19 protein-coding genes are annotated in these 18,527 nt (G+C 70.0%); 12 read left to right on the forward strand and 7 right to left on the reverse strand.

Features of this window, described 5'->3' with window-relative positions; translation table 11 throughout:
• Positions 1-97 precede the first annotated feature (97 nt).
• The 11 genes from pmbA (at position 98) to ACEN9J_RS30905 (ending at position 12,230) form a co-directional block, all read left to right on the forward strand.
• A complete protein-coding gene (gene pmbA / locus ACEN9J_RS30855; protein WP_413762915.1) occupies positions 98-1,468 on the forward strand; it encodes a metalloprotease PmbA in 1,371 nt (456 codons plus the stop codon).
• 69 nt (positions 1,469-1,537) lie between these two features.
• Complete coding sequence (locus ACEN9J_RS30860) at positions 1,538-2,509, forward strand: helix-turn-helix domain-containing protein (RefSeq protein ID WP_057592129.1); 972 nt, start codon at positions 1,538-1,540, stop codon at positions 2,507-2,509.
• Positions 2,510-2,675: 166 nt separating this feature from the next.
• Positions 2,676-3,968 carry an ABC transporter substrate-binding protein gene (locus tag ACEN9J_RS30865; protein ID WP_413762916.1) on the forward strand — a complete coding sequence of 431 codons (1,293 nt, stop codon included), beginning with the start codon at positions 2,676-2,678 and terminating at the stop codon, positions 3,966-3,968.
• Between the two features lie 34 nt (positions 3,969-4,002).
• Positions 4,003-4,872: a carbohydrate ABC transporter permease gene (locus tag ACEN9J_RS30870; RefSeq protein ID WP_057592131.1), complete on the forward strand. Its 870-nt coding sequence runs from the start codon at positions 4,003-4,005 to the stop codon at positions 4,870-4,872.
• Entirely contained in the window at positions 4,869-5,768 is a 900-nt protein-coding gene (locus tag ACEN9J_RS30875; protein WP_413762917.1) for a carbohydrate ABC transporter permease, read from the forward strand. Before ACEN9J_RS30870 ends, ACEN9J_RS30875 begins: the two co-directional genes overlap by 4 nt.
• A 35-nt stretch (positions 5,769-5,803) precedes the next feature.
• Complete coding sequence (locus ACEN9J_RS30880) at positions 5,804-6,907, forward strand: ABC transporter ATP-binding protein (RefSeq protein ID WP_057592132.1); 1,104 nt, start codon at positions 5,804-5,806, stop codon at positions 6,905-6,907.
• Between the two features lie 31 nt (positions 6,908-6,938).
• A complete protein-coding gene (locus ACEN9J_RS30885; protein ID WP_261212564.1) occupies positions 6,939-7,985 on the forward strand; it encodes an NAD(P)-dependent alcohol dehydrogenase in 1,047 nt (348 codons plus the stop codon).
• 106 nt (positions 7,986-8,091) lie between these two features.
• Positions 8,092-8,940, forward strand: a complete 849-nt coding sequence (locus tag ACEN9J_RS30890; RefSeq protein ID WP_413762918.1) for an SDR family oxidoreductase — start codon at positions 8,092-8,094, stop codon at positions 8,938-8,940.
• The gene (locus ACEN9J_RS30895; protein ID WP_413762919.1) at positions 8,937-10,277 is read left to right on the forward strand and encodes a flavin-containing monooxygenase; all 1,341 of its coding nucleotides are present in this window, start codon (positions 8,937-8,939) and stop codon (positions 10,275-10,277) included. The genes ACEN9J_RS30890 and ACEN9J_RS30895 overlap by 4 nt, the downstream gene beginning before the upstream one ends.
• A gap of 25 nt (positions 10,278-10,302) precedes the next feature.
• Positions 10,303-11,205: a bile acid:sodium symporter family protein gene (locus ACEN9J_RS30900; RefSeq protein ID WP_413762920.1), complete on the forward strand. Its 903-nt coding sequence runs from the start codon at positions 10,303-10,305 to the stop codon at positions 11,203-11,205.
• Positions 11,202-12,230, forward strand: coding sequence for an NAD-dependent epimerase/dehydratase family protein (locus ACEN9J_RS30905; RefSeq protein WP_413762921.1), 1,029 nt, complete (start codon positions 11,202-11,204; stop codon positions 12,228-12,230). Before ACEN9J_RS30900 ends, ACEN9J_RS30905 begins: the two co-directional genes overlap by 4 nt.
• Here the strand turns inward: ACEN9J_RS30905 and ACEN9J_RS30910 are convergent.
• Positions 12,200-13,096, reverse strand: a complete 897-nt coding sequence (locus ACEN9J_RS30910) for a LysR family transcriptional regulator (RefSeq protein ID WP_208513308.1) — start codon at positions 13,094-13,096, stop codon at positions 12,200-12,202. The genes ACEN9J_RS30905 and ACEN9J_RS30910 overlap by 31 nt on opposite strands.
• 102 nt (positions 13,097-13,198) lie before the next feature.
• Here ACEN9J_RS30910 and ACEN9J_RS30915 point away from each other — a divergent pair, with 102 nt between their 5' ends.
• Positions 13,199-13,972, forward strand: coding sequence for a sulfite exporter TauE/SafE family protein (locus ACEN9J_RS30915; RefSeq protein WP_413762922.1), 774 nt, complete (start codon positions 13,199-13,201; stop codon positions 13,970-13,972).
• A 13-nt stretch (positions 13,973-13,985) separates the two neighbouring features.
• Here the strand turns inward: ACEN9J_RS30915 and ACEN9J_RS30920 are convergent, their stop codons facing one another.
• The 6 genes from ACEN9J_RS30920 to ACEN9J_RS30945 all read right to left on the reverse strand — a co-directional run bounded on the left by ACEN9J_RS30920 (position 13,986) and on the right by ACEN9J_RS30945 (position 18,527).
• Complete coding sequence (locus ACEN9J_RS30920) at positions 13,986-14,471, reverse strand: NUDIX domain-containing protein (protein WP_413762923.1); 486 nt, start codon at positions 14,469-14,471, stop codon at positions 13,986-13,988.
• Between the two features lie 5 nt (positions 14,472-14,476).
• Complete coding sequence (locus ACEN9J_RS30925; protein WP_057592139.1) at positions 14,477-14,926, reverse strand: GatB/YqeY domain-containing protein; 450 nt, start codon at positions 14,924-14,926, stop codon at positions 14,477-14,479.
• Positions 14,927-15,054: 128 nt separating this feature from the next.
• Positions 15,055-15,267 (reverse strand): 30S ribosomal protein S21, encoded by a 213-nt coding sequence (gene rpsU, locus ACEN9J_RS30930; protein ID WP_007833691.1) that lies wholly within the window; start codon positions 15,265-15,267, stop codon positions 15,055-15,057.
• A gap of 112 nt (positions 15,268-15,379) precedes the next feature.
• Positions 15,380-16,612, reverse strand: a complete 1,233-nt coding sequence (locus ACEN9J_RS30935) for an NAD(P)/FAD-dependent oxidoreductase (RefSeq protein ID WP_413762924.1) — start codon at positions 16,610-16,612, stop codon at positions 15,380-15,382.
• Positions 16,609-17,397 carry a YaeF family permuted papain-like enzyme gene (locus ACEN9J_RS30940; protein WP_413762925.1) on the reverse strand — a complete coding sequence of 263 codons (789 nt, stop codon included), beginning with the start codon at positions 17,395-17,397 and terminating at the stop codon, positions 16,609-16,611. The genes ACEN9J_RS30935 and ACEN9J_RS30940 overlap by 4 nt, the downstream gene beginning before the upstream one ends.
• Entirely contained in the window at positions 17,397-18,527 is a 1,131-nt protein-coding gene (locus tag ACEN9J_RS30945; protein WP_413762926.1) for a sterol desaturase family protein, read from the reverse strand. Before ACEN9J_RS30945 ends, ACEN9J_RS30940 begins: the two co-directional genes overlap by 1 nt.

The following is an 18,527-nucleotide window of genomic DNA, read 5'->3' on the forward strand; positions in this document are numbered from 1 at the left end:
ATTCTGTGCCGCGCCGCGCGGCGGTGCAACGCGGCGGGACCGAGGGGAAAACGGTGCCAAACGGGAAACGGGGGGCGCAAGTATCATAGCCACCCACATGACGACCTCTTCCTCGCGCGCCGACTCCGGCTTCGCCTACAGCCGCTCCTTCTTCGAAAACCTGGTCGATTCGGCCCTGGCCCATGCCAAGAAGCTGGGGGCCACCAACGCGGGGGCCGAAGCTTCCGAGGGCTGCGGCCTCAGCGTCTCGGTGCGCAAGGGCGAACTCGAGAACGTCGAGCGCAACCGCGACAAGTCGCTGGGCGTCACCGTCTACGTCGGCCACCGGCGCGGCAATGCCAGCACCTCCGACTTCTCCGAAGCGGCCATCGCCCAGACCGTGCAGGCGGCCTACGACATCGCGCGCTTCACGGCCGAGGACCCGGTCAGCGGCCTGCCCGACGAGGCCGACATCGCCAAGGAGCATCCCGACCTCGACCTGTTCCACCCCTGGGCGGTGACAAGCGAGCAGGCCGCGAAGCTGGCGCTCGAGTGCGAGGCCGCCGCGCTGTCGACCGACAAGCGCATCACCAACAGCGAAGGCGCGGGTGTCTCGGCCCAGCAGAGCCACTTCTTCAGCGCCCACACCCACGGTTTCCGCGGCGGCTACGCGAGTTCGCGCCATTCGATCTCGGTGGCGCCGATCGCCGGCAAGGGCGACAACATGCAGCGCGACGCCTGGTACAGCTCGATGCGCTCGGCCGACGAGCTCGCGAGCCCGCAGGCCGTGGGCCGCTACGCCGCCGAGCGCGCGCTGAGCCGCCTGAAGTCGCGCAAGATTAAGACCGTGGAATGCCCGGTGCTGTTCGAGTCGCCGCTGGCCGCGGGCCTGCTCGGCGGGCTCGTGCAGGCCACCAGCGGCGGCGCGCTCTACCGCAAGAGCACCTTCCTGCTCGACTCGCTCGGCAAGCCCGTGCTGCCCTCGCACGTCGACGTGAGCGAAGACCCGCACGTGCTGCGCGGCAAGGGCAGCTCGCCCTTCGACGACGAGGGCGTGATCACGCGGGCGCGCAAGGTGGTCGACGCGGGCCGGCTCGAGGGCTACTTCCTCTCGACCTACTCGGCGCGCAAGCTCGGCATGAAGACCACCGGCAATGCCGGCGGCTCGCACAACCTGGTGCTGAGCTCGCGCCTCACGCAGGCCGGCGACGACCTCGACGCCATGCTGCAGAAGCTGGGCACCGGCCTGTTCGTCATCGAGCTGATGGGGCAGGGCGTGAACTACGTGACCGGCGACTACTCGCGCGGCGCCAGCGGCTTCTGGGTCGAGAAGGGCCGCATCGCGTTCCCGGTGGAGGAGATCACCATCGCCGGCAACCTCAAGGACATGCTGATGGGGATTGAAGCCATCGGGGCCGATGCTTACACTTTCGGCGCCAAGACGACGGGCTCGCTGCTGGTCAACCGCATGAAGGTCGCTGGCGCCTGATCCCCCGGGGAATGGGCGCCGCGGTCGCGGCATCCGGTTGGCGGCCTGATGGCAGGGAGACAACGAACGATGAACCGACCCCAGCGCGCCGCCCGCAAACCCGAACTCGAACACGAACTGCTGCGCGACCCGCGCCTGGGCTTCGAGCCCGCAGGCGGCGGCACCGTGCGCTGCCTGCAGCACGGCGTGCCCTGGCCCTTCGACTGCTGGCACTACCACGACGAGTACGAGCTGCAGATCATCAACCGCACCACCGGCCAGGCCTTCGTGGGCAACCACATCGGCCGCTTCGAGCCCGGCTACGTGGCGCTGGTGGGATCGCGGCTGCCGCACACCTGGATCTCCGACGACGTGCCGGCCGAGGGCATCGCCGACCGCAGCATGGTGATCCACTTCCGCGAGGAGCCGCTGCGCAAGGGCTCGGCGCTGTTCCCCGAGATCGACGCGGTGCTGCCGATGCTCGACCGCGCGCGCCGCGGCATCGAGTTCTTCGGCATCGGCGAAGTGGCGCGCGAGCGCTTCCAGCGCGTGCAGGCGCACGAGGGCATGGCGCGGCTGGCGGAGTTCATCGGCCTGCTGCACGAGCTCGCGCGCTGGGAGGACTGGCGCCTGATCTCGAGCGAGGACGAGCCCTCCGACGGCGACCCCGCCACCAGCACGCGCATGCGCCGCGTGCTCGACCATCTCGACGAGCACCTGGCCGAGGAGATCTCGCTGGCCTCGGTCAGCGCCATCGCGAACATGGCCGAGAGCAGCTTCTCGCGCTACTTCCACCGCCAGATGGGCAGCACCTTCACCGAGTTCGTGACCCGGCTGCGCATCGCCAAGGCCTGCCAGATGCTGCAGACCTCGGACCGCCTGGTCAGCGACATCTGCTACGAGGTCGGCTTCTTCAACATCGCGAACTTCAACCGCCGCTTCCTGCAGCACAAGGGCATGACGCCCAGCGCCTACCGCCAGCAGGCGCAGGAGCGCTTCGGGCTGCGCACCGTCCACTACCCGCCCACGACCCCGGTAAAACCCCAGTCGGCCTGGTCATGAAAGTACCAGTACCCCGTTTGGGGGGTACGCGGCGCCGCTGAGCCGCTGCATACGCTTCACCCCGTCCCGTCGCTGTCGTGCCGCCCCTCGAAAAGGGCGCCCGGCACGGCGGGCTTGTTCCCCGGCTTCGGCCGGCGATCCGCAACAAGTTCAACGGAGACAAGCGATGTTCAAGGAATCCGCAGGGAGGCGCGCCCGCGCCCGCACGCTGCTCGTGGCGCTGCTGGCGACCGGTGCCGCTGGTGCCGCGCTGGCGCAGGGCGCGATGTGCAAGGAGGACGTGCGGGTGCTGGCGCAGCCGCGTGACGGCCTGACCTTGCTCGAAAAGTACAAGGACGAGTTCAAGGCCCTGGCCGGCGCCTCGTTCAGCATCGACAACCTCAACGAGAACGACCGCCGCACCAAGACGCGCGCCGATGCCTCGACCGTGGGCAAGTACCACGTCTACTACGTGGACGAGGCCAACGTGCCGCTGTTCGCGCAGTCGAAGTGGATCGTGCCGCTCGCGAAGTACTACCCGGCCGACTACGACTACGCCGACTTCGATCCCGGCCGCCAGAAGGTCGCCACCTACGCGGGCGAGGCCTGGTTCGCGCCGCTGACCGGCGGCGGCGACCTGATGGTCTACCGCAAGGACCTGCTCGAGAAGGCCGGCATCAAGCCGCCGGCCACGCTCGAGGAATTCGTGGCCGCCGCGAAGAAGCTCAACGACCCGGCCAACGGCGTCTACGGCGTGGCGCTGCGCGGCCAGCGCGGCTCGGGCGCCAACGTGTGGCGCTGGATGCCCTACTTCCGCGGCTATGGCGGCCAGTGGTTCGACGGCGACAAGCCGGTGTTCGACTCGCCCGCCGCGCTCAAGGCCACGCAGACCTACCTCGAGCTCTTCAAGTACTCGGCGCCCGGCACCAAGACCGGCGGCTGGGACGAGGCCACCGGCGCCTTCCTCGCGGGCAAGGTGGCGCTGTTGGTCGAGTCGACGCCGCTCGCGGGCAACGCGCTCGATCCCAAGATGTCGACCGTGATCGGCAAGATCGCCTATGCGACGCCGCCCGCGCCGCTGACCGGCGGCGGCTACGGCCACGGCCTGGCGATCGGCGCCAAGGCCAACAAGAGCGAGGAGGCGAAGAAGTGCGCCGGCCTCTTCATCGCCTGGGCCACCTCGAAGAAGAACGAGCAGCGCCGCCTCGCCGAGGGCCAGTTCGGCGAACTGAATCGCACCAGCGTGCTGGGCAGTCCCGAGTTCGCCAAGCGCTACGGCGCCGACCTCGGCAAGGCGCTGGCCGACACCGGCAAGCTCACCGCGGTCAACTTCTGGCAGGACCCGGCCTGGCCCGACCTCGGCGATCGCTGGGGGATCATCCTCGAGGAGCTGATCACCGGCTCGCGCACCGACATCCAGGCCGGCCTCGACGAGCTCGACGGCTACGCCAAGCAGCTGATCGCGCGGCGCCGCAAGTGAGCCGCCCGGCCCCGCGTTCCTTGCGAGTCCCGCGATGACCCTTCACAAGACCCGACTGCCGCTCGTCTTCATCGGCCCCGGCCTGCTCGTGCTCGCGGTGCTGGCGCTGGTGCCCACCGTGTTCGCCATCGCCGTGTCGCTGCAGGACCGCGAGCTCGGCCAGTCCGACATCGGCTGGGTGTGGTTCTCCAACTACCTGCAGCTGTTCTCGGACCGGCGCTTCCTCAACTCGGTCGGCGTCTCGCTGACCTGGGAGCTGCTGACCGTGAGCGCCACCATGGGGCTCGCGGTGCTGCTCGGCGTGCTGCTGTTCCAGAGCGCCACGCCGCGCTGGCGCAATGTGCTGTGCATGCTGTTCATCGTGCCGGTGCTGCTGCCGCGCGTGTCGGCCGCCTTCGTCTGGAAGTTCGCCTTCCATCCGCTGTTCGGCCTCTTGACCTGGCCCTACAAGGCGATCACCGGCGAGCCGCTGGACCTGCTCGCGCAGCCGCTCACGGCGCTGCTCACGGTGGCCTTCGTCGACGTCTGGCAATGGGGCCTGTTCTTCGCGGTGATCGTGCTCAAGCTGCTCGAGACCCTGCCGCCGCAGCCCTTCGAGGCGGCGCGCATGGACCATGCGAAGCCCTGGGAGGTCTACGCCTTCGTCGCGCTGCCGATGCTGCGCGCGCCGCTGATCAGCCTGACCTTCGTGAAGATGATCGAGTCGCTGCGCGCCTTCGACCTGATCTACGTGATGACGCGCGGCGGCCCCGGCATCTCGACCGAGACCCTCGACATGTATGCCTTCTCGCAGGGCTTCATCGAGTCGGGCCGCATCTCCTATGCCTCGAGCATGGCCGTGCTGATGATGGTGGCCTCGACCGTGGCCTTCACCTACCTCTGGAAATGGACCCGGCCCGCATGACCCCCGCCACGACTTCCGCCGCGCCCGTGCTGCGCGCCGGCGATGCGCCCGCCATCCGCCCGGCCGCGCGCCGGCGCCTGGGCCTCGGCACCCTGGTGGCGCGACTGGTGCTCGCCGCCGCCGCGCTCTCGGCGCTGGTGCCGGTGCTCTGGACCTTCCTCAACTCGTTCAAGAACCGGGTCGACATCGTCTCGTCGACGCCGAAGTTCCTCTTCACGCCCACGCTCGAGAACTACGACTACGTGCTGGGCCGCGAGGCGGTGGCGCAGGGGCTCGTCAACTCGCTCGTGGTGGTGGGCTCGGCCGTGCTGATCGGCGCGCTGCTGGGCCTGCCCGCGGCCTATGCGCTGGCGCGCTACCCGGTGCGGCGCGCCGACGACATCCAGTTCTTCGTGCTGTCGATGCGCTTCCTGCCGCCGGTGGCGGTGGCGATCCCGCTGATGGTGATCTGGCTGCAGCTCGAGCTCTACGACACGCGCATCGCGCTGATCGTGACCTACACGCTGCTCACGCTGTCGACCGTGATCTGGCTCGCGATCCCGGCCTTCAAGGCGGTGCCCCGGGAGGTGGAGGAGGCCGGCCGCGTCGACGGCTACGGCCCCTACGCGATCTTCTTCAAGGTGGCGCTGCCGATCGCCGCGCGCTCGCTGGTCGGCGCCATCGCCTTCGGCTTCGTGCTGGTGTGGAACGAGTTCCTGATCGCGCTGATGCTGACCACCTCGGACGCCAAGACGCTGCCCATCGTGGCCTCGGAGCTGAGCCAGCTCGGGCGCGACGTGCCCTGGGGCATCCTGAATGCCTCCGTGATCCTGCTGTCGCTGCCGCCGCTCCTGATGATCGGCGTGCTCAGCGGCTTCCTCAACGCGGCCTTCAAGCGCAAGCGCGACGCGGCATGAAGACCGCGCATCCCCTTTCAGAGAGACGAAACAACATGTCCGCCATCAGCTGTCACAAGATCATCAAGCGCTACGGCGACACGCAAGTGGTGCACCAGTTCGACCTCGACGTCTGCGACAACGAGTTCGTCGTCTTCCTCGGCCCCTCGGGCTGCGGCAAGTCGACCATCCTGCGCATGCTCGCGGGCCTGGAGGACATCAGCGGCGGCGAGCTGCTGATCGGCGGCACGCGCGTCAACGACCTGCCGCCGCAGGAGCGCGGCATCGCGATGGTGTTCCAGAACTACGCGCTCTATCCGCACATGAGCGTGCGCGACAACATCGCCTTCGGGCTCAAGCGCCTGAAGGTGCCGAAGAGCGAGATCGCGCGCCGCGTGAAGGAGGTGTCGGACACGCTGGGCCTGGAGCGCTACCTCGAGCGCCGGCCGACCGAGCTCTCGGGCGGCCAGCAGCAGCGCGTGGCGATCGCGCGCGCGATGATCAAGACGCCCAAGGTGTTCCTGTTCGACGAGCCGCTGTCGAACCTCGACGCCAAGCTGCGCAACCACATGCGCGTGGAGATCGCGCGGCTGCACCAGACGCTGCGCACCACCACGGTCTATGTCACGCACGACCAGCACGAGGCCATGACCCTGGCCGACCGCATCGTGCTGTTGCGCGACGGCCGCATCGAGCAGGTGGGCTCGCCGCGCGAGATCTACGAGAACCCGCGCTCTGCCTTCGTGGCCGGCTTCATCGGCACGCCGCCGATGAACCTGCTCGAGATGACGGTGGCGCACGGCGACGGCGGCGCCGTGCTGCGCGGGCACGGCGGCACGGTGCGCGTGGATGCGCGCCGCTTCGCGCTCGAGGGGCGCGAGCGCGTCACACTCGGCATCCGGCCGGCCCACCTGCTCGCGCGGCCCGACGACGCGGGCGCCTTCGTGGGCCAGGTGCAGCTGGTGGAGTACCTCGGCAACGAGGTGCTCGTGAGCATCGGCGACGGCCCGGGCAGCGAGATCGCCGCGCTGGTGCATTCGGCGCAGGCGCCGCGGCTCGGCGAGCGCGTGCGCTTCGGCATCGACGCGACCCAGCTCCACCTGTTCGATGCGCAGACCGGTGCTTCGCTGCGGCGCGCCGCGGCCGAAGCGCTGCACTGAATACCCGATCGACCCTTTGCAAGAACCTTCCATGAAAGCCCTTGTCCTCGAGAAAGCCCACGAACTCGCGCTGCGCGAGATCGCGCTGCCGCCGCAGCCGGTCGGCCCGCGCGACGTGAAGATCCGCATGCACACCGTCGGTGTCTGCGGCAGCGACGTCCACTACTACCAGCACGGCGGCATCGGGCCCTACGTGGTCGACCAGCCGATGATCCTCGGCCACGAGGCCTCGGGCACGGTGGCCGAGGTCGGCAGCGAGGTCACGCACCTGCGGCCCGGCGACCGGGTCTGCATGGAGCCCGGCATTCCGCAGCTCGACTCGCGCGCCGTGCGCGAAGGCATCTACAACCTCGACCCGGCCGTGCGCTTCTGGGCCACGCCGCCGATCCACGGCTGCCTCACGCCCTACGTGGTGCATCCGGCGGCCTTCACCTTCCGCCTGCCCGACAACGTGAGCTTCGCCGAGGGCGCGATCGTCGAGCCGCTGGCGATCGGCCTGCAGGCCGCGAAGAAGGCCGCGCTCAAGCCCGGCGACGTGGCGGTGGTGGTGGGCGCCGGCACCATCGGCGCGATGACCGTGCTGGCCGCGCTCGCCGGCGGCGCGGCGCGCGTGATCCTGGCCGACCTGGTGCCCGAGAAGCTCGCGCTGTTCGCGAACAACCCGGCCGTGAGCACGGTGAACATCCGCGAGCGCCAGCTGGCCGACGCGGTGCGCGAGCTGACCGACGGCTGGGGCGCCAACGCGGTGTTCGAGGCCAGCGGCAGCGTGCGCGCCTTCGAGGGCATCTTCGAGCTGGCCTGCCCCGGCGGCTGCGTGGTGCTGGTGGGCATTCCGCCGGCGCCGGTGGCCTTCGACATCGTCGCGATCCAGGCGAAGGAGCTGCGCATCGAGTCGGTGTTCCGCTACGCCAACATCTTCCCGCGCGCACTCGCGCTGATCGCCTCGGGCCAGGTCGACGTCAAGCCCTTCATCTCGCGCACCTTCGCGTTCGAGGACGGCATCCGCGCCTTCGAGGAGGCCGCGGCAGGGCGGGCGACGGACGTGAAGATCCAGATCGAGTTTCCGGCCGAGGCCTGAGCGGCGCCGGCCCCCGCGGCCCGGCGTGCAAGGGAAAACGCCGGGGCGGCGCGGTAAAACGCGCCGCTACATTGGGGCGCATCTTTTTTCGAGCCGCGCTTCCCCGATGCCCCCTCGCTTTCGCAATGCCGTGCTGACGGGCGCCTGTGGCGGCCTGGGCCAGGCCTTGGCGCGCGGGCTGATCGCCGACGGCACGCAGGTGGCACTGGTGGGGCTCGATCGCGAACGGCTGCGCGCGCTCGAGGCGCTGGCGCCCGGGCGCTGCGCGGTCTACACGCCCGACGTGGCCGACACGGTGGCGATGCAGGCCATGGCTGCCGACTGGATGGCCCGGGCCGGCACGCCCGACCTGGTGATCGCCAACGCGGGCGTGGCCGGCGGCTTCGACACCGCGCAGGCCGAGGACCTCGCGGTGCTGCGCCGCATGCTCGAGATCAACCTGCTGGGCGCCGCGACCACCTTCCAGCCCTTCGTGGCCGCGATGCGCGGCGAGGCGCGCGGCGCGCTGGTCGGCATGGCCAGCATCGCGGGCTGGCGCGGCATGCCGGGCAACGGCGCCTATTGCGCGAGCAAGGCCGGGCTGATCCGCTACCTCGAGAGCCTGCGCGCCGAGCTGCGCGGCAGCGGCGTCGGGGTGCACACGGTGAGCCCGGGCTACATCCGCACCGCGCTGACCGCGGGCAACCGCTTCGCGATGCCGGGGCTGCTCGAGCCCGAGGAGGCCGCGCGCCGCACGCTCGCGGCGGTGGCCGCGGGCCGCGAGCGCATCGTGCTGCCGCGGCGCATCGGCTGGCTCTCGAAGGCGCTCGACTGCCTGCCCGAGGCGCTGCATGACCGGCTCTTGAGCGGTCAGCCGCGCAAGCCGCGCGCGGGCGAGGCCGGCGCCACGCCGATCCCCGGGCTGCCACCCTTTTCATCACCGCCAACGCCGAAGGAAGGCTCGCCGCCAACGTGACAGCGACAGTGCCCACCCACGAACAGATCGCGCTGATCGGCGCCGGCCCCTCGGGCCTCGCCGGTGCCCGCAACCTGCAGAAGCACGGCATTCCCTTCCAGGGTTTCGAGGCGCACAGCGACGTGGGCGGGCTGTGGGACATCGACAACCCGCGCTCCACGGTCTACCACTCGGCGCACCTGATCTCGAGCAAGAGGACCACCGAGTTCACCGAATTCCCGATGCCCGACACGGTGGCCGACTATCCGAGCCACCGCGAGCTGCGCCGCTACTTCAGCGACTTCGCCACCCGCTTCGGGCTGCGCGAGCACTACCGCTTCGGCACGCGCGTGCTGCGCGTGGAGCCGACCTCGGATGCGCCCGACACCACCTGGCAGGTGAGCGTGGGCCCGGCCGACGGCGATGGCGAGGAGGGCGTGGAGACCTTCGAATTCAAGGGCGTGGTGATCGCCAACGGCACGCTGTCGGAGCCCAAGCATCCGCGCTTCGACGGCCACTTCGAGGGCGAGCTGCTGCACACCAGCGACTACAAGCACGCCGAGATCTTCAAGGGCAAGCGGGTGCTGATCGTGGGCGCGGGCAACTCGGGCTGCGACATCGCGGTCGACGCGGTGCACTACGCGAAGTGCGTCGACATCTCGGTGCGGCGCGGCTACTACTTCGTGCCCAAGTACGTGTTCGGCAAGCCGGCCGACACGCTCGGCGGCAAGAAGCCGCTGCCGCCGTGGCTCAAGCAGCGGCTGGACGCCAAGGTGCTGCAGTGGTTCACCGGCGACCCCACGCGCTTCGGCTTTCCGAAGCCCGACTACCGCATGTACGAGTCGCATCCGATCGTCAATTCGCTGATCCTGCACCACATCGGCCATGGCGACATCGCGGTGCGCGCCGACGTCGAGCGGCTGGCCGGCCACACCGTCTACTTCAAGGACGGCGGCACGCGCGACTACGACCTGATCCTCACCGCCACCGGCTATGCGCTGCACTATCCGTTCATCGACCGCGCGCTGCTCGACTGGCAGGGCATGGCACCGCGGCTGTACCTCAACATCTTCTCGCCGCGCTTCGAGAACCTCGCCGTGCTCGGCATGATCGAGGCCAGCGGCATCGGCTGGCAGGGGCGCTACGAGCAGGCCGAACTGGTGGCGCGCTACCTGCGCGCGCAGGCGGCGGGCTCGCCCAAGGCCGCGGCGCTGCGCACGGCCGCCAAGGGACCGCCGCCCGACCTCTCGGGCGGCTACAGGTACCTGCAACTCGAGCGCATGGCCTACTACGTGCACAAGGACACCTACCGCGCCGCGGTGCGCGCCGCCTCGGCGGCGCTGGCCGATCCTTCCTGAGCCGACGAAAAAGGACACGCGCCCCATGCTGCCCGTCGACGAGATCCGCCTGCATTTCAACCCGGCCTCGCTGGTGCTGCTCAACGTGGTGCTGGGCTTCCTGATGTTCGGCATCGCGCTCGATACGCGCATCGAGGACTTCAAGCGCGTGGCGCGCATGCCCGGCGCGATGGCGGTGGGCATCGGCGCGCAGTTCATCGTGCTGCCGGCCGTGACCTTCGCGCTCACGTTGCTGCTGAAGCCGGCCCCGAGCATCGCGCTCGGCATGATCCTGGTGGCCTGCTGCCCGCCCGGCAACATCTCGCAGATCCTCACGCACCGCGCGGGCGGCAACGTGGCGCTGTCGGTGTCGATGACCGCGATCTCGAACGCGCTGTCGATCGTGCTGATGCCGCTGAACTTCGCCTTCTGGGGCGGGCTGCATCCGACCGCCGCGCCGCTGCTCCAGACCATCGCGCTCGACCCGCTCGACATGCTGGGCCACATCGTGATGATCATCGGCATTCCCTTCGTGCTCGGCGTGGCCTGCGCGCACCGGCTGCCGGGGCTCACGGCGCGCATCAAGAAGCCGGCGCGGATCCTGAGCTTCCTCGCGCTGATCGCCTTCATCGTCGGCGCGATCGCGGGCAACTGGCGCTACTTCCTCGACTACGTGGGGCTGGTGCTGCTGGCCGTGGTGCTGCACGACGCGCTGGCCTTCGGCACGGGCTACCTCTGCGCGCGGCTGTCGGGGCTGGCCGACTACGACCGGCGCGCGGTCGCGATCGAGGTCGGCATCCGCAACGCGGGGCTCGGGCTGGTGCTGATCTTCAGCTTCTTCGGCGGGCTCGGCGGCATGGCCGTGGTGGCCGGCGTCTGGGGCTTCTGGGACATCATCGCGGGCCTCGCGCTCGCGAGCTGGTGGGGCCGCCGGCCCGCGACGCCATGACGGCCGCCGCGCGCCGCGTGCTGGTGACGGGCGCCGACGGCTTCCTGGGCCGTGGCGTGCTGGCCGCGCTCGCGCCGCGGCTCGGCCATGGACAGCTCGAGGGCCTGGTGGCGCTCGACGTGCGCGAGGTGCCGCGCGAGCGCCGGCTGCCGGGCGTGGCCTACCTGGCGCAGGACGTGCGCGAGGCCGGCATCGGCAAGGCCTTCGCCGACCATGCCATCGACACCGTGGTGCACCTGGCCTCGATCGTCACGCCGGGCAGGGACTCGAACCGCGACTTCGAGCATTCGGTCGACGTGGGCGGCACGCGCAACGTGCTCAAGGCCTGCACCATGTACCGGGTCGCGCACATCGTGGTGTCGTCGAGCGGCGCGGCCTACGGCTACCACGCAGACAACCCGGCCTGGATCGACGAGCGCCAGCCGCTGCGCGGCAATGCCGTGTTCGCCTATGCCGACCACAAGCGCCAGGTCGAGGAGCTGCTGGCCGACTGGCGCGCGCGCCATCCCTCGCTGGCGCAGACGGTGCTACGCATCGGCACCATCCTCGGCGAGCGCGTCGACAACCAGATCACGGCGCTGTTCGAGAAGCGGCGGCTGATCGCGATCCGCGGCAGCGCGAGTCCCTTCGTCTTCGTCTGGGACGAGGACGTGACCGGCGCCATCGCCCATGCGCTCGAGGGCGGCACGCCGTCCGGCTGCTACAACCTCGCGGGCGATGGCGCGCTGCCGATCCACGAGATCGCGGCGCGGCTGGGCAAGCGCACCGTCGACTTTCCCGCGGGCGTGCTGAAGACGGCGCTGGCGGTGGGCTCGGCGCTCGGCGTGAGCCGCTACGGGCCCGAGCAGCTCGACTTCCTGCGCTACCGGCCGGTGCTGTCGAACACCGCGCTGAAGGAGCGCTTCGGCTACCGCCCGCGCAAGACCAGCGCCGAGGCCTTCGAGGCCTTCGTGGCGGCGCGCGCGGCGCAGGGGCGGCCGGTCACGCGCGGGGCTCAAGGCTTTTCCACCGGCTCCAGCAGGTAGGCGAGCATGCGCCGCGCGTTCAGCGGCAGCTCCTCCGAATTGCGCACGCAGGCCATCAAGGTGCGCTCGGCCCAGGCGTCGGCCAGCGAGGCGCGCGCGATCTTCATCGAACGCGCGCAGCGCGCGGCCGCGGTCTGCGGCAGGATGCCCACGCCGATGCCTTGCTCGACCATGCGGCACACGGCCTCGAAGTTGCGCACCCGCACGCGGTAGGACAGGTGGCGCCCGAGCGCGCGCGCATGCATGGTCACGAGCTGCTGCAGCGCGCTGTCGGCGGGCAGGCCGACGAACTCGCTGTCGACCACCTCGGCCAGCTTCACGCGCCGGCGCCCGGCCAGCGCATGGCCGCGCGGCATCACCAGCACCAGGTCGTCGCGCCGGAACGGATGGCATTCGAGGCCCTCGGTGTCGATGGCGTCGGAGACGATGCCGATGTCGCACAGCCCGGCGCGCAGCGCCTCCACGGTGTCGGGGCTGGGCCGTTCCTCGAGGTCGATCGACACCCGCGGATGCTGGGCCAGGAAGCGCGCCAGCACCTCGGGCAGGTGCTCGGTCAGCGCCGAGGTGCCGCAGAGGAAGCGCACATGGCCCTTGAGGCCCTGGCCGTATTCGCCGAGCTCGCCGCGCAGCCGCTCCATCTGCTGCAACACCACGCGCGCATGGTGCAGCAGGGTGCGGCCGGCCTCGGTGGGGCGCACGCCCTGGGCATGGCGCGTGAGCAGCGGGGTGCCGAGCGCGTCCTCCATGCCGCGCACGCGCTGGCTGGCCGAGGCCAGCGTCATGTGCGAGCGCTGCGCGCCGGCGGTCAGGCTGCCGGCCTCGACGACGTGGAGGAAGAGCCGCAGGTCGGTGAGATCGAATCGCATGGTGAGCCCGCAAGGTAGCACGCCGGCCTCAGTCTGTGCCTGAGGCTCGCTGCGCGAATGCCGGATTCCCTGCCGGCGCCGCGGCCGGCAGACTGCGCGCCGATGACGTCTTCCTCCTTCTCGAACGAACTGGCCGGCCTCGCGGGGCACGGCTTCGCCGCCGCGGCGGTCTTCCTGCTGGCCGGCGTGATCAAGGGCGTGATCGGCCTCGGGCTGCCGACGGTGTCGATGGGCCTGCTCGCGCTGTGGATGCGGCCGGTGCAGGCGGCGGCGCTGCTGATCGTGCCCTCGCTGGTCACCAACGTCTGGCAGACCGGGCCGCGCGCGAGCTTCCTGCCGGTGCTGCGGCGCATCGGCGGCATGCAGGCCGGCATCGTGGCGGGCACGCTGGGCGGTGCCTGGTGGCTGGGCGTGCCGGCCGGTGCCTGGGCCTCGGTGGCGCTCGGCGTGGCGCTGGTGGCCTATGCGCTGTGGGGGCTGACCGGGCGGCAGTTGAAGGTGGCGCCCGCGCACGAGCGCTGGCTCGGGCCGCTGGTCGGCATCGCGACCGGGCTGGTGACGGCCGTGACCGGGGTGTTCGTGGTGCCGGCCGTGCCCTACCTGCAGGCGCTGGGCTTCCAGCGCGACGCGTTGATCCAGGCGATGGGCATCTCGTTCACCACTTCGACCGTGGTGCTGGCGATCGGGCTCGCGGGCAACGGAGGCTATCCGCTGGCGGTGCTCGGCGGTTCGGCGCTGATGCTGGTGCCGGCGATCGCGGGCATGGTGCTGGGCACCTGGCTGCGCCAGCGGCTGCCGGTGCCGGTGTTCAGGCGCTGCTTCCTGGTCGGGCTGGGGCTGCTGGGCGCCTACATGGCCGTGCGGGCCATGGGATGAGCGGGAGCCTTCCTCAGCCGGCCGCGACGGGCTGCGTCGACGCCAGCGCGGCGCGCACCCGCTCGATGGTCTGGCGGTAGGGCAGGGCGTAGCCGTCGATCGGTGCCTCGGGCGCCAGCCAGCTGAACGAGAACACCAGGCCGTCCTCCTCGGGACTGCCCATGGCCACATGGTCGAAGTGCTCGGGCAGCGGCCCTTCGGCGTGCATCAGGAACAGGTGCCACAGCTGCGGATGGCGGTGGGTGTTGCCCTCGACGCCGGCCTCGCAGTCGCGCTGCAGGGTGCCCAGCGAGACCAGCGCGCCGGCATGGTCGATGCCCGATTCCTCGAGCAGTTCGCGCCGCACCGCGAACTCGGGCGACTCGCCCGGTTCGACGGTGCCCTTGGGCAGCTGCATGTTGCCGTCCTCGGGATGGCGGAACACCAGCAGCCGGCCGCGCGCGTCGACCAGGCAGGCGCAGGCCTTCGGGATCGCGGCGGCCTCGGTGCCGGCGGTCATGGCGATCAGGCGCCGGTCAGCGCGGCCTTGACCGCGGCGCTCACCAGGCCCATGTCGGCCTTGCCGGCCAGGCGCGTCTTGACCGCGCCCATCACCTTGCCCATGTCGCCCGGGCCCGCGGCGCCGAGCTCGGCCACGATGGCCTTGACCTCGGCGGCGATCTCGTCGGCGCCCATGCGCTGCGGCAGGTAGACCTCGAGCACCTTGATCTCGGCCGCTTCCTTGTCGGCCAGGTCGGCGCGGCCGCCCTGGGTGAAGGCGGTGACCGAGTCCTTGCGCTGCTTCACCAGCTTGTCGACGATGGCCACGACCATGGCGTCGTCGAGCTCGACGCGCTCGTCGACTTCCTTCTGCTTGAGCGCGGCCAGCAGCAGCCGGATCGTGCCCAGGCGCTCGGAGTCCTTGGCGCGCATCGCGGTCTTCATGTCTTCGGTGATCTGTTCTTTGAGGCTCATGGGGTCTCCTGCGGGAAAAAACAAAGCCGCGGCAGGTTTCCCTGGCGCGGCTGGAAGGCAGTTGGCGGGGCGGAGGGCGGCGGGTTCGGTGTTGTCGAATCGGCCGCTGTCTCCGGTGCCAGGGTGCGTCAGTACAGCTTCTTGGGCAGCTGCATGCTGCGAACGCGCTTGTAGTGGCGCTTCACGGCGGCTGCCTTCTTGCGCTTGCGCTCGGCGGTCGGCTTTTCGTAGAACTCGCGGGCGCGCAGGTCGGTCAGCAGGCCGAGCTTTTCGATGGTGCGCTTGAAACGGCGCAGGGCGACGTCGAAGGGCTCGTTTTCTTTAACGCGGATGGTGGTCATCAGGAATCGTTGATTTGAAATTTGGCCGGGGGAGGATCGAGAGCCCCAGGCCGGGGTTCCTCAACAAGAAAAAGTGTGTGGCCGTTGAGGGAAGGCCAAAGTTAGCCGGCGATTATAGCGCGTTTGCGCAGGCGTGGGCACTCGCCCAGGCCCATTGGAAGTTGTAGCCGCCGAGCCAGCCGGTGACATCGACCACTTCGCCGATGAAATACAGGCCCGGCTGCTTCGATTCCATCGTCTGGGACGACAGGTCGCGCGTGTCGACGCCGCCGGCCGTGACCTCGGCCTTCTTGTAGCCCTCGGTGCCCGAGGGCACGATCTGCCAGCGCGCGATGCGCTCGGCCAGCGCGGCCAGCGCGCGGTCGGCGGCCTCGTTGATCGGCCGCTGCAGCGCGCCGTCCTGGCCGACCCAGGCATCGGCCAGCCGCGAGGGCACCAGGGCGGCGAGCTCGTTGGCGATGCGCTTCCTCGAGCGCAGCTTGGCCTCGGCGAAGGCCGCGGCCACGTCCACGCCGGGCGCGAAATCCAGCGTGAGCGGCGCGCCGGGCTTCCAGTAGCTCGAGATCTGCAGCACGGCCGGGCCCGAGAGGCCGCGGTGGGTGAACAGCAGGTCCTCGAGGAAGGCCATCTTCTCCTTCCTGGCCCCGGTCTCGATGCGCACCGGCAGCGCCAGCCCGGCCAGTTCGGCATAGGGCGCCCAGGCTTCGCCGCCGAAGGTCAGTGGCACCAGCGCCGGGCGCGGCGCGACCATGCGCAGGCCGAACTGCTCGGCGATGCGGTAGCCGAAGTCGCTGGCACCGATCTGCGGGATCGACAGGCCGCCCGTGGCGACCACGATCTTCGGCGTCTCGATCGGGCCGCGGCTGCTCTCGATTCGATAGCTGCCGACGCTCGCCCCATCTGCGTTTTTGGCCGAGAACACGATCTGCCCGATGCGGCAGGGCTGCCAGCGCTCGACCCCGCCGGCCGCGCATTCGGCCAGCAGCATGTCGACGATCTGCTGCGAGGAGCCGTCGCAGAACAGCTGCCCCTTGTGCTTCTCGTGGAAGGCGATGCCGTGCTTCTGCACGAGTTCGATGAACTGCTGCGGCGCATAGCGCGACAGCGCCGAGCGGCAGAAATTCGGGTTCTCGCCGATGAAGTGGCGCTGCGGCGCGCGCACGTCGAGGTCGCGGTTGGTGAAATTGGCGCGGCCGCCGCCGGAGATGCGGATCTTCTCGCCCACCTTCTCGCTGTGGTCGAGCAGCAGCACCTTGAGCCCGCGCTGGCCCGCCACGCCCGCGCAGAACAGGCCGGCGGCGCCGGCGCCGATCACCACGGCGTCGAAATGCTTGGCCTCGCTCATGGCCCGTCGGCCGCCAGCACCGGCGGCGGGTTGTACTTGAGGTGGCCCACGTAGCGCAGCGGCTGGGTGGCGGCGATCGAGGGCACGTCGCCCTCGCGCATGTGCAGCAGGTCGGCCGGGCTGACCCAGCGCGGGTCGGCGCTGGTGATCGGCAGGCCGGCTCGGTTGTAGGCCTCGAGCACGAACTGCGAGCAGAAGAACTGGTCGTCGCGGCTCGCGCCCAGCTGCACCATGGCCATGCCGCTCATGCAGTAGTGGCTGACCGCGCCCGGCATCAGCGGCAGTTCGCACAGCCGGCGATTCAGCACGAAGGGGGCGTTGAGCAGCACGCCCACGGTGTTGTAGCGCACGCCGACTTGCGACAGCGCCCAGGCGCGCATGCGTTCGGCGCCGGCCGCGTCCACGCCGGGCACGCGGAAGGCCACCACCATCTGTTCCTCGTCGACCACCTCGGCCAGCGCCCGCGCGCGCACGCCGCTGCCCACGGCCTCGGCGATCCGGCCGTCGCCGAGGTAGAGCACCGCATGGCTCACGGGCGAGAAGGTGCCCAGCCGGATACCGAAGGAGTTCACCGTGGCGATCGAGGTCAGCAGGATGTCGCCGGGCTCCAGCGCGTCGGCCGCGATCAGCTCGCCGCCGTTGCCCGGCGCGATCACCGAGCTCTGCACCCGCAGGCGCAGGCCGTTGTCTTGCGAGGGCAGGTCGAGACGGGTGGCACAGGCCCCGAGCAGCAGGGCGGCGCCCGCGGCAGCGAGGGCCGCGCAGGTCTGGCGGAACGCGCGCATCAGCCCTTCCAGACGAACGGGAACTTCAACTGCTTGAAGAAGCCGTTGGGCACGTAGTCGCCGAGCACGCCGTATTTCTCGGGCCAGAGCCTGGTGCTCTTCACCGCGGTGCCGAACAGGTAGTCGAGGAAGGCGTAGTGCGCCGCGTAGTTCTTGTCGAGCGCTTCCTGGTCCTGGCTGTGGTGCCAGTGGTGGAAGTTGGGCGTCACGATCACGTAGCGCAGCGGGCCGAGCCGCACGCTCACGTTGCAGTGGTTGAACACCGCCTGGAAGCCCACCACCACGATGTAGGCGTCGATCACTTCCTTGCTGAAGCCCAGTACGTAGATCGGCGCCAGCACCAGGGTGCGCGTGATCAGCAGCTCGAGGATGTGCTGGCGCGAGCCGGCCATCCAGTCCATGCTCTTCACGCTGTGGTGCACCGCGTGCAGCCGCCACAGCACCGGCACCTCGTGGTAGGCGCGGTGCGTCCAGTACTGCACCAGGTCGGCCACCAGGATGATCAGCAGCAGCCCGGCCCAGAACGGCAGGTTGCCGACCCAGCCGCGAATGCCGTCGTTGGCGGCCCAGCCGAACAGCTTGTGCACCATGAGGTTGGTGGCCAGCAGCACGAAGCCCACGATCATGTGGTTGACCACGAAGTGGTGGAAGTCGGTCTGCCACTCCTCGCGGAACACGGGCTGGTCCTTGCGCAGCGCGAACAGCTTCTCGATGAAGATGAAGATCAGCGAGGAGCCGAGCAGGTCGAGGATGAACCAGTCGAGGCCGATGTAGGGGGTGTTGTCGGCGAAGTCGTGGACCGGGACCTTGTGGCCGCCGAGCAGGGCCGACAGCACGATCAAGAGGAAGGCGAAGGACGAGAGCCAGCGCGTGCGGTTGAAGATGATGTTGACCAGCGAGAGGCTGCCCGAGACCACCATGGCGATCAGCAGCACCCAGCGCATGAGGTCGACGTTGTAGCTCTTGCGCAGCTCGGGCGTGCTCAGGTACTGCGGGAAGTGGAATACCAGCACGCCGAGGAAGCACAGCACCGCGAGGCTGATGGCGATGGTGCCCGTGACCATGCCCTTGCCACGGCGCAGCTCGCCGTGGCTTTCGGCGAGTTCGTTGAGTTTGTCGATTTCCAGCAT

This window comes from Variovorax sp. Varisp41, from assembly GCF_047325085.1.
Classification (GTDB): domain Bacteria; phylum Pseudomonadota; class Gammaproteobacteria; order Burkholderiales; family Burkholderiaceae_C; genus Variovorax.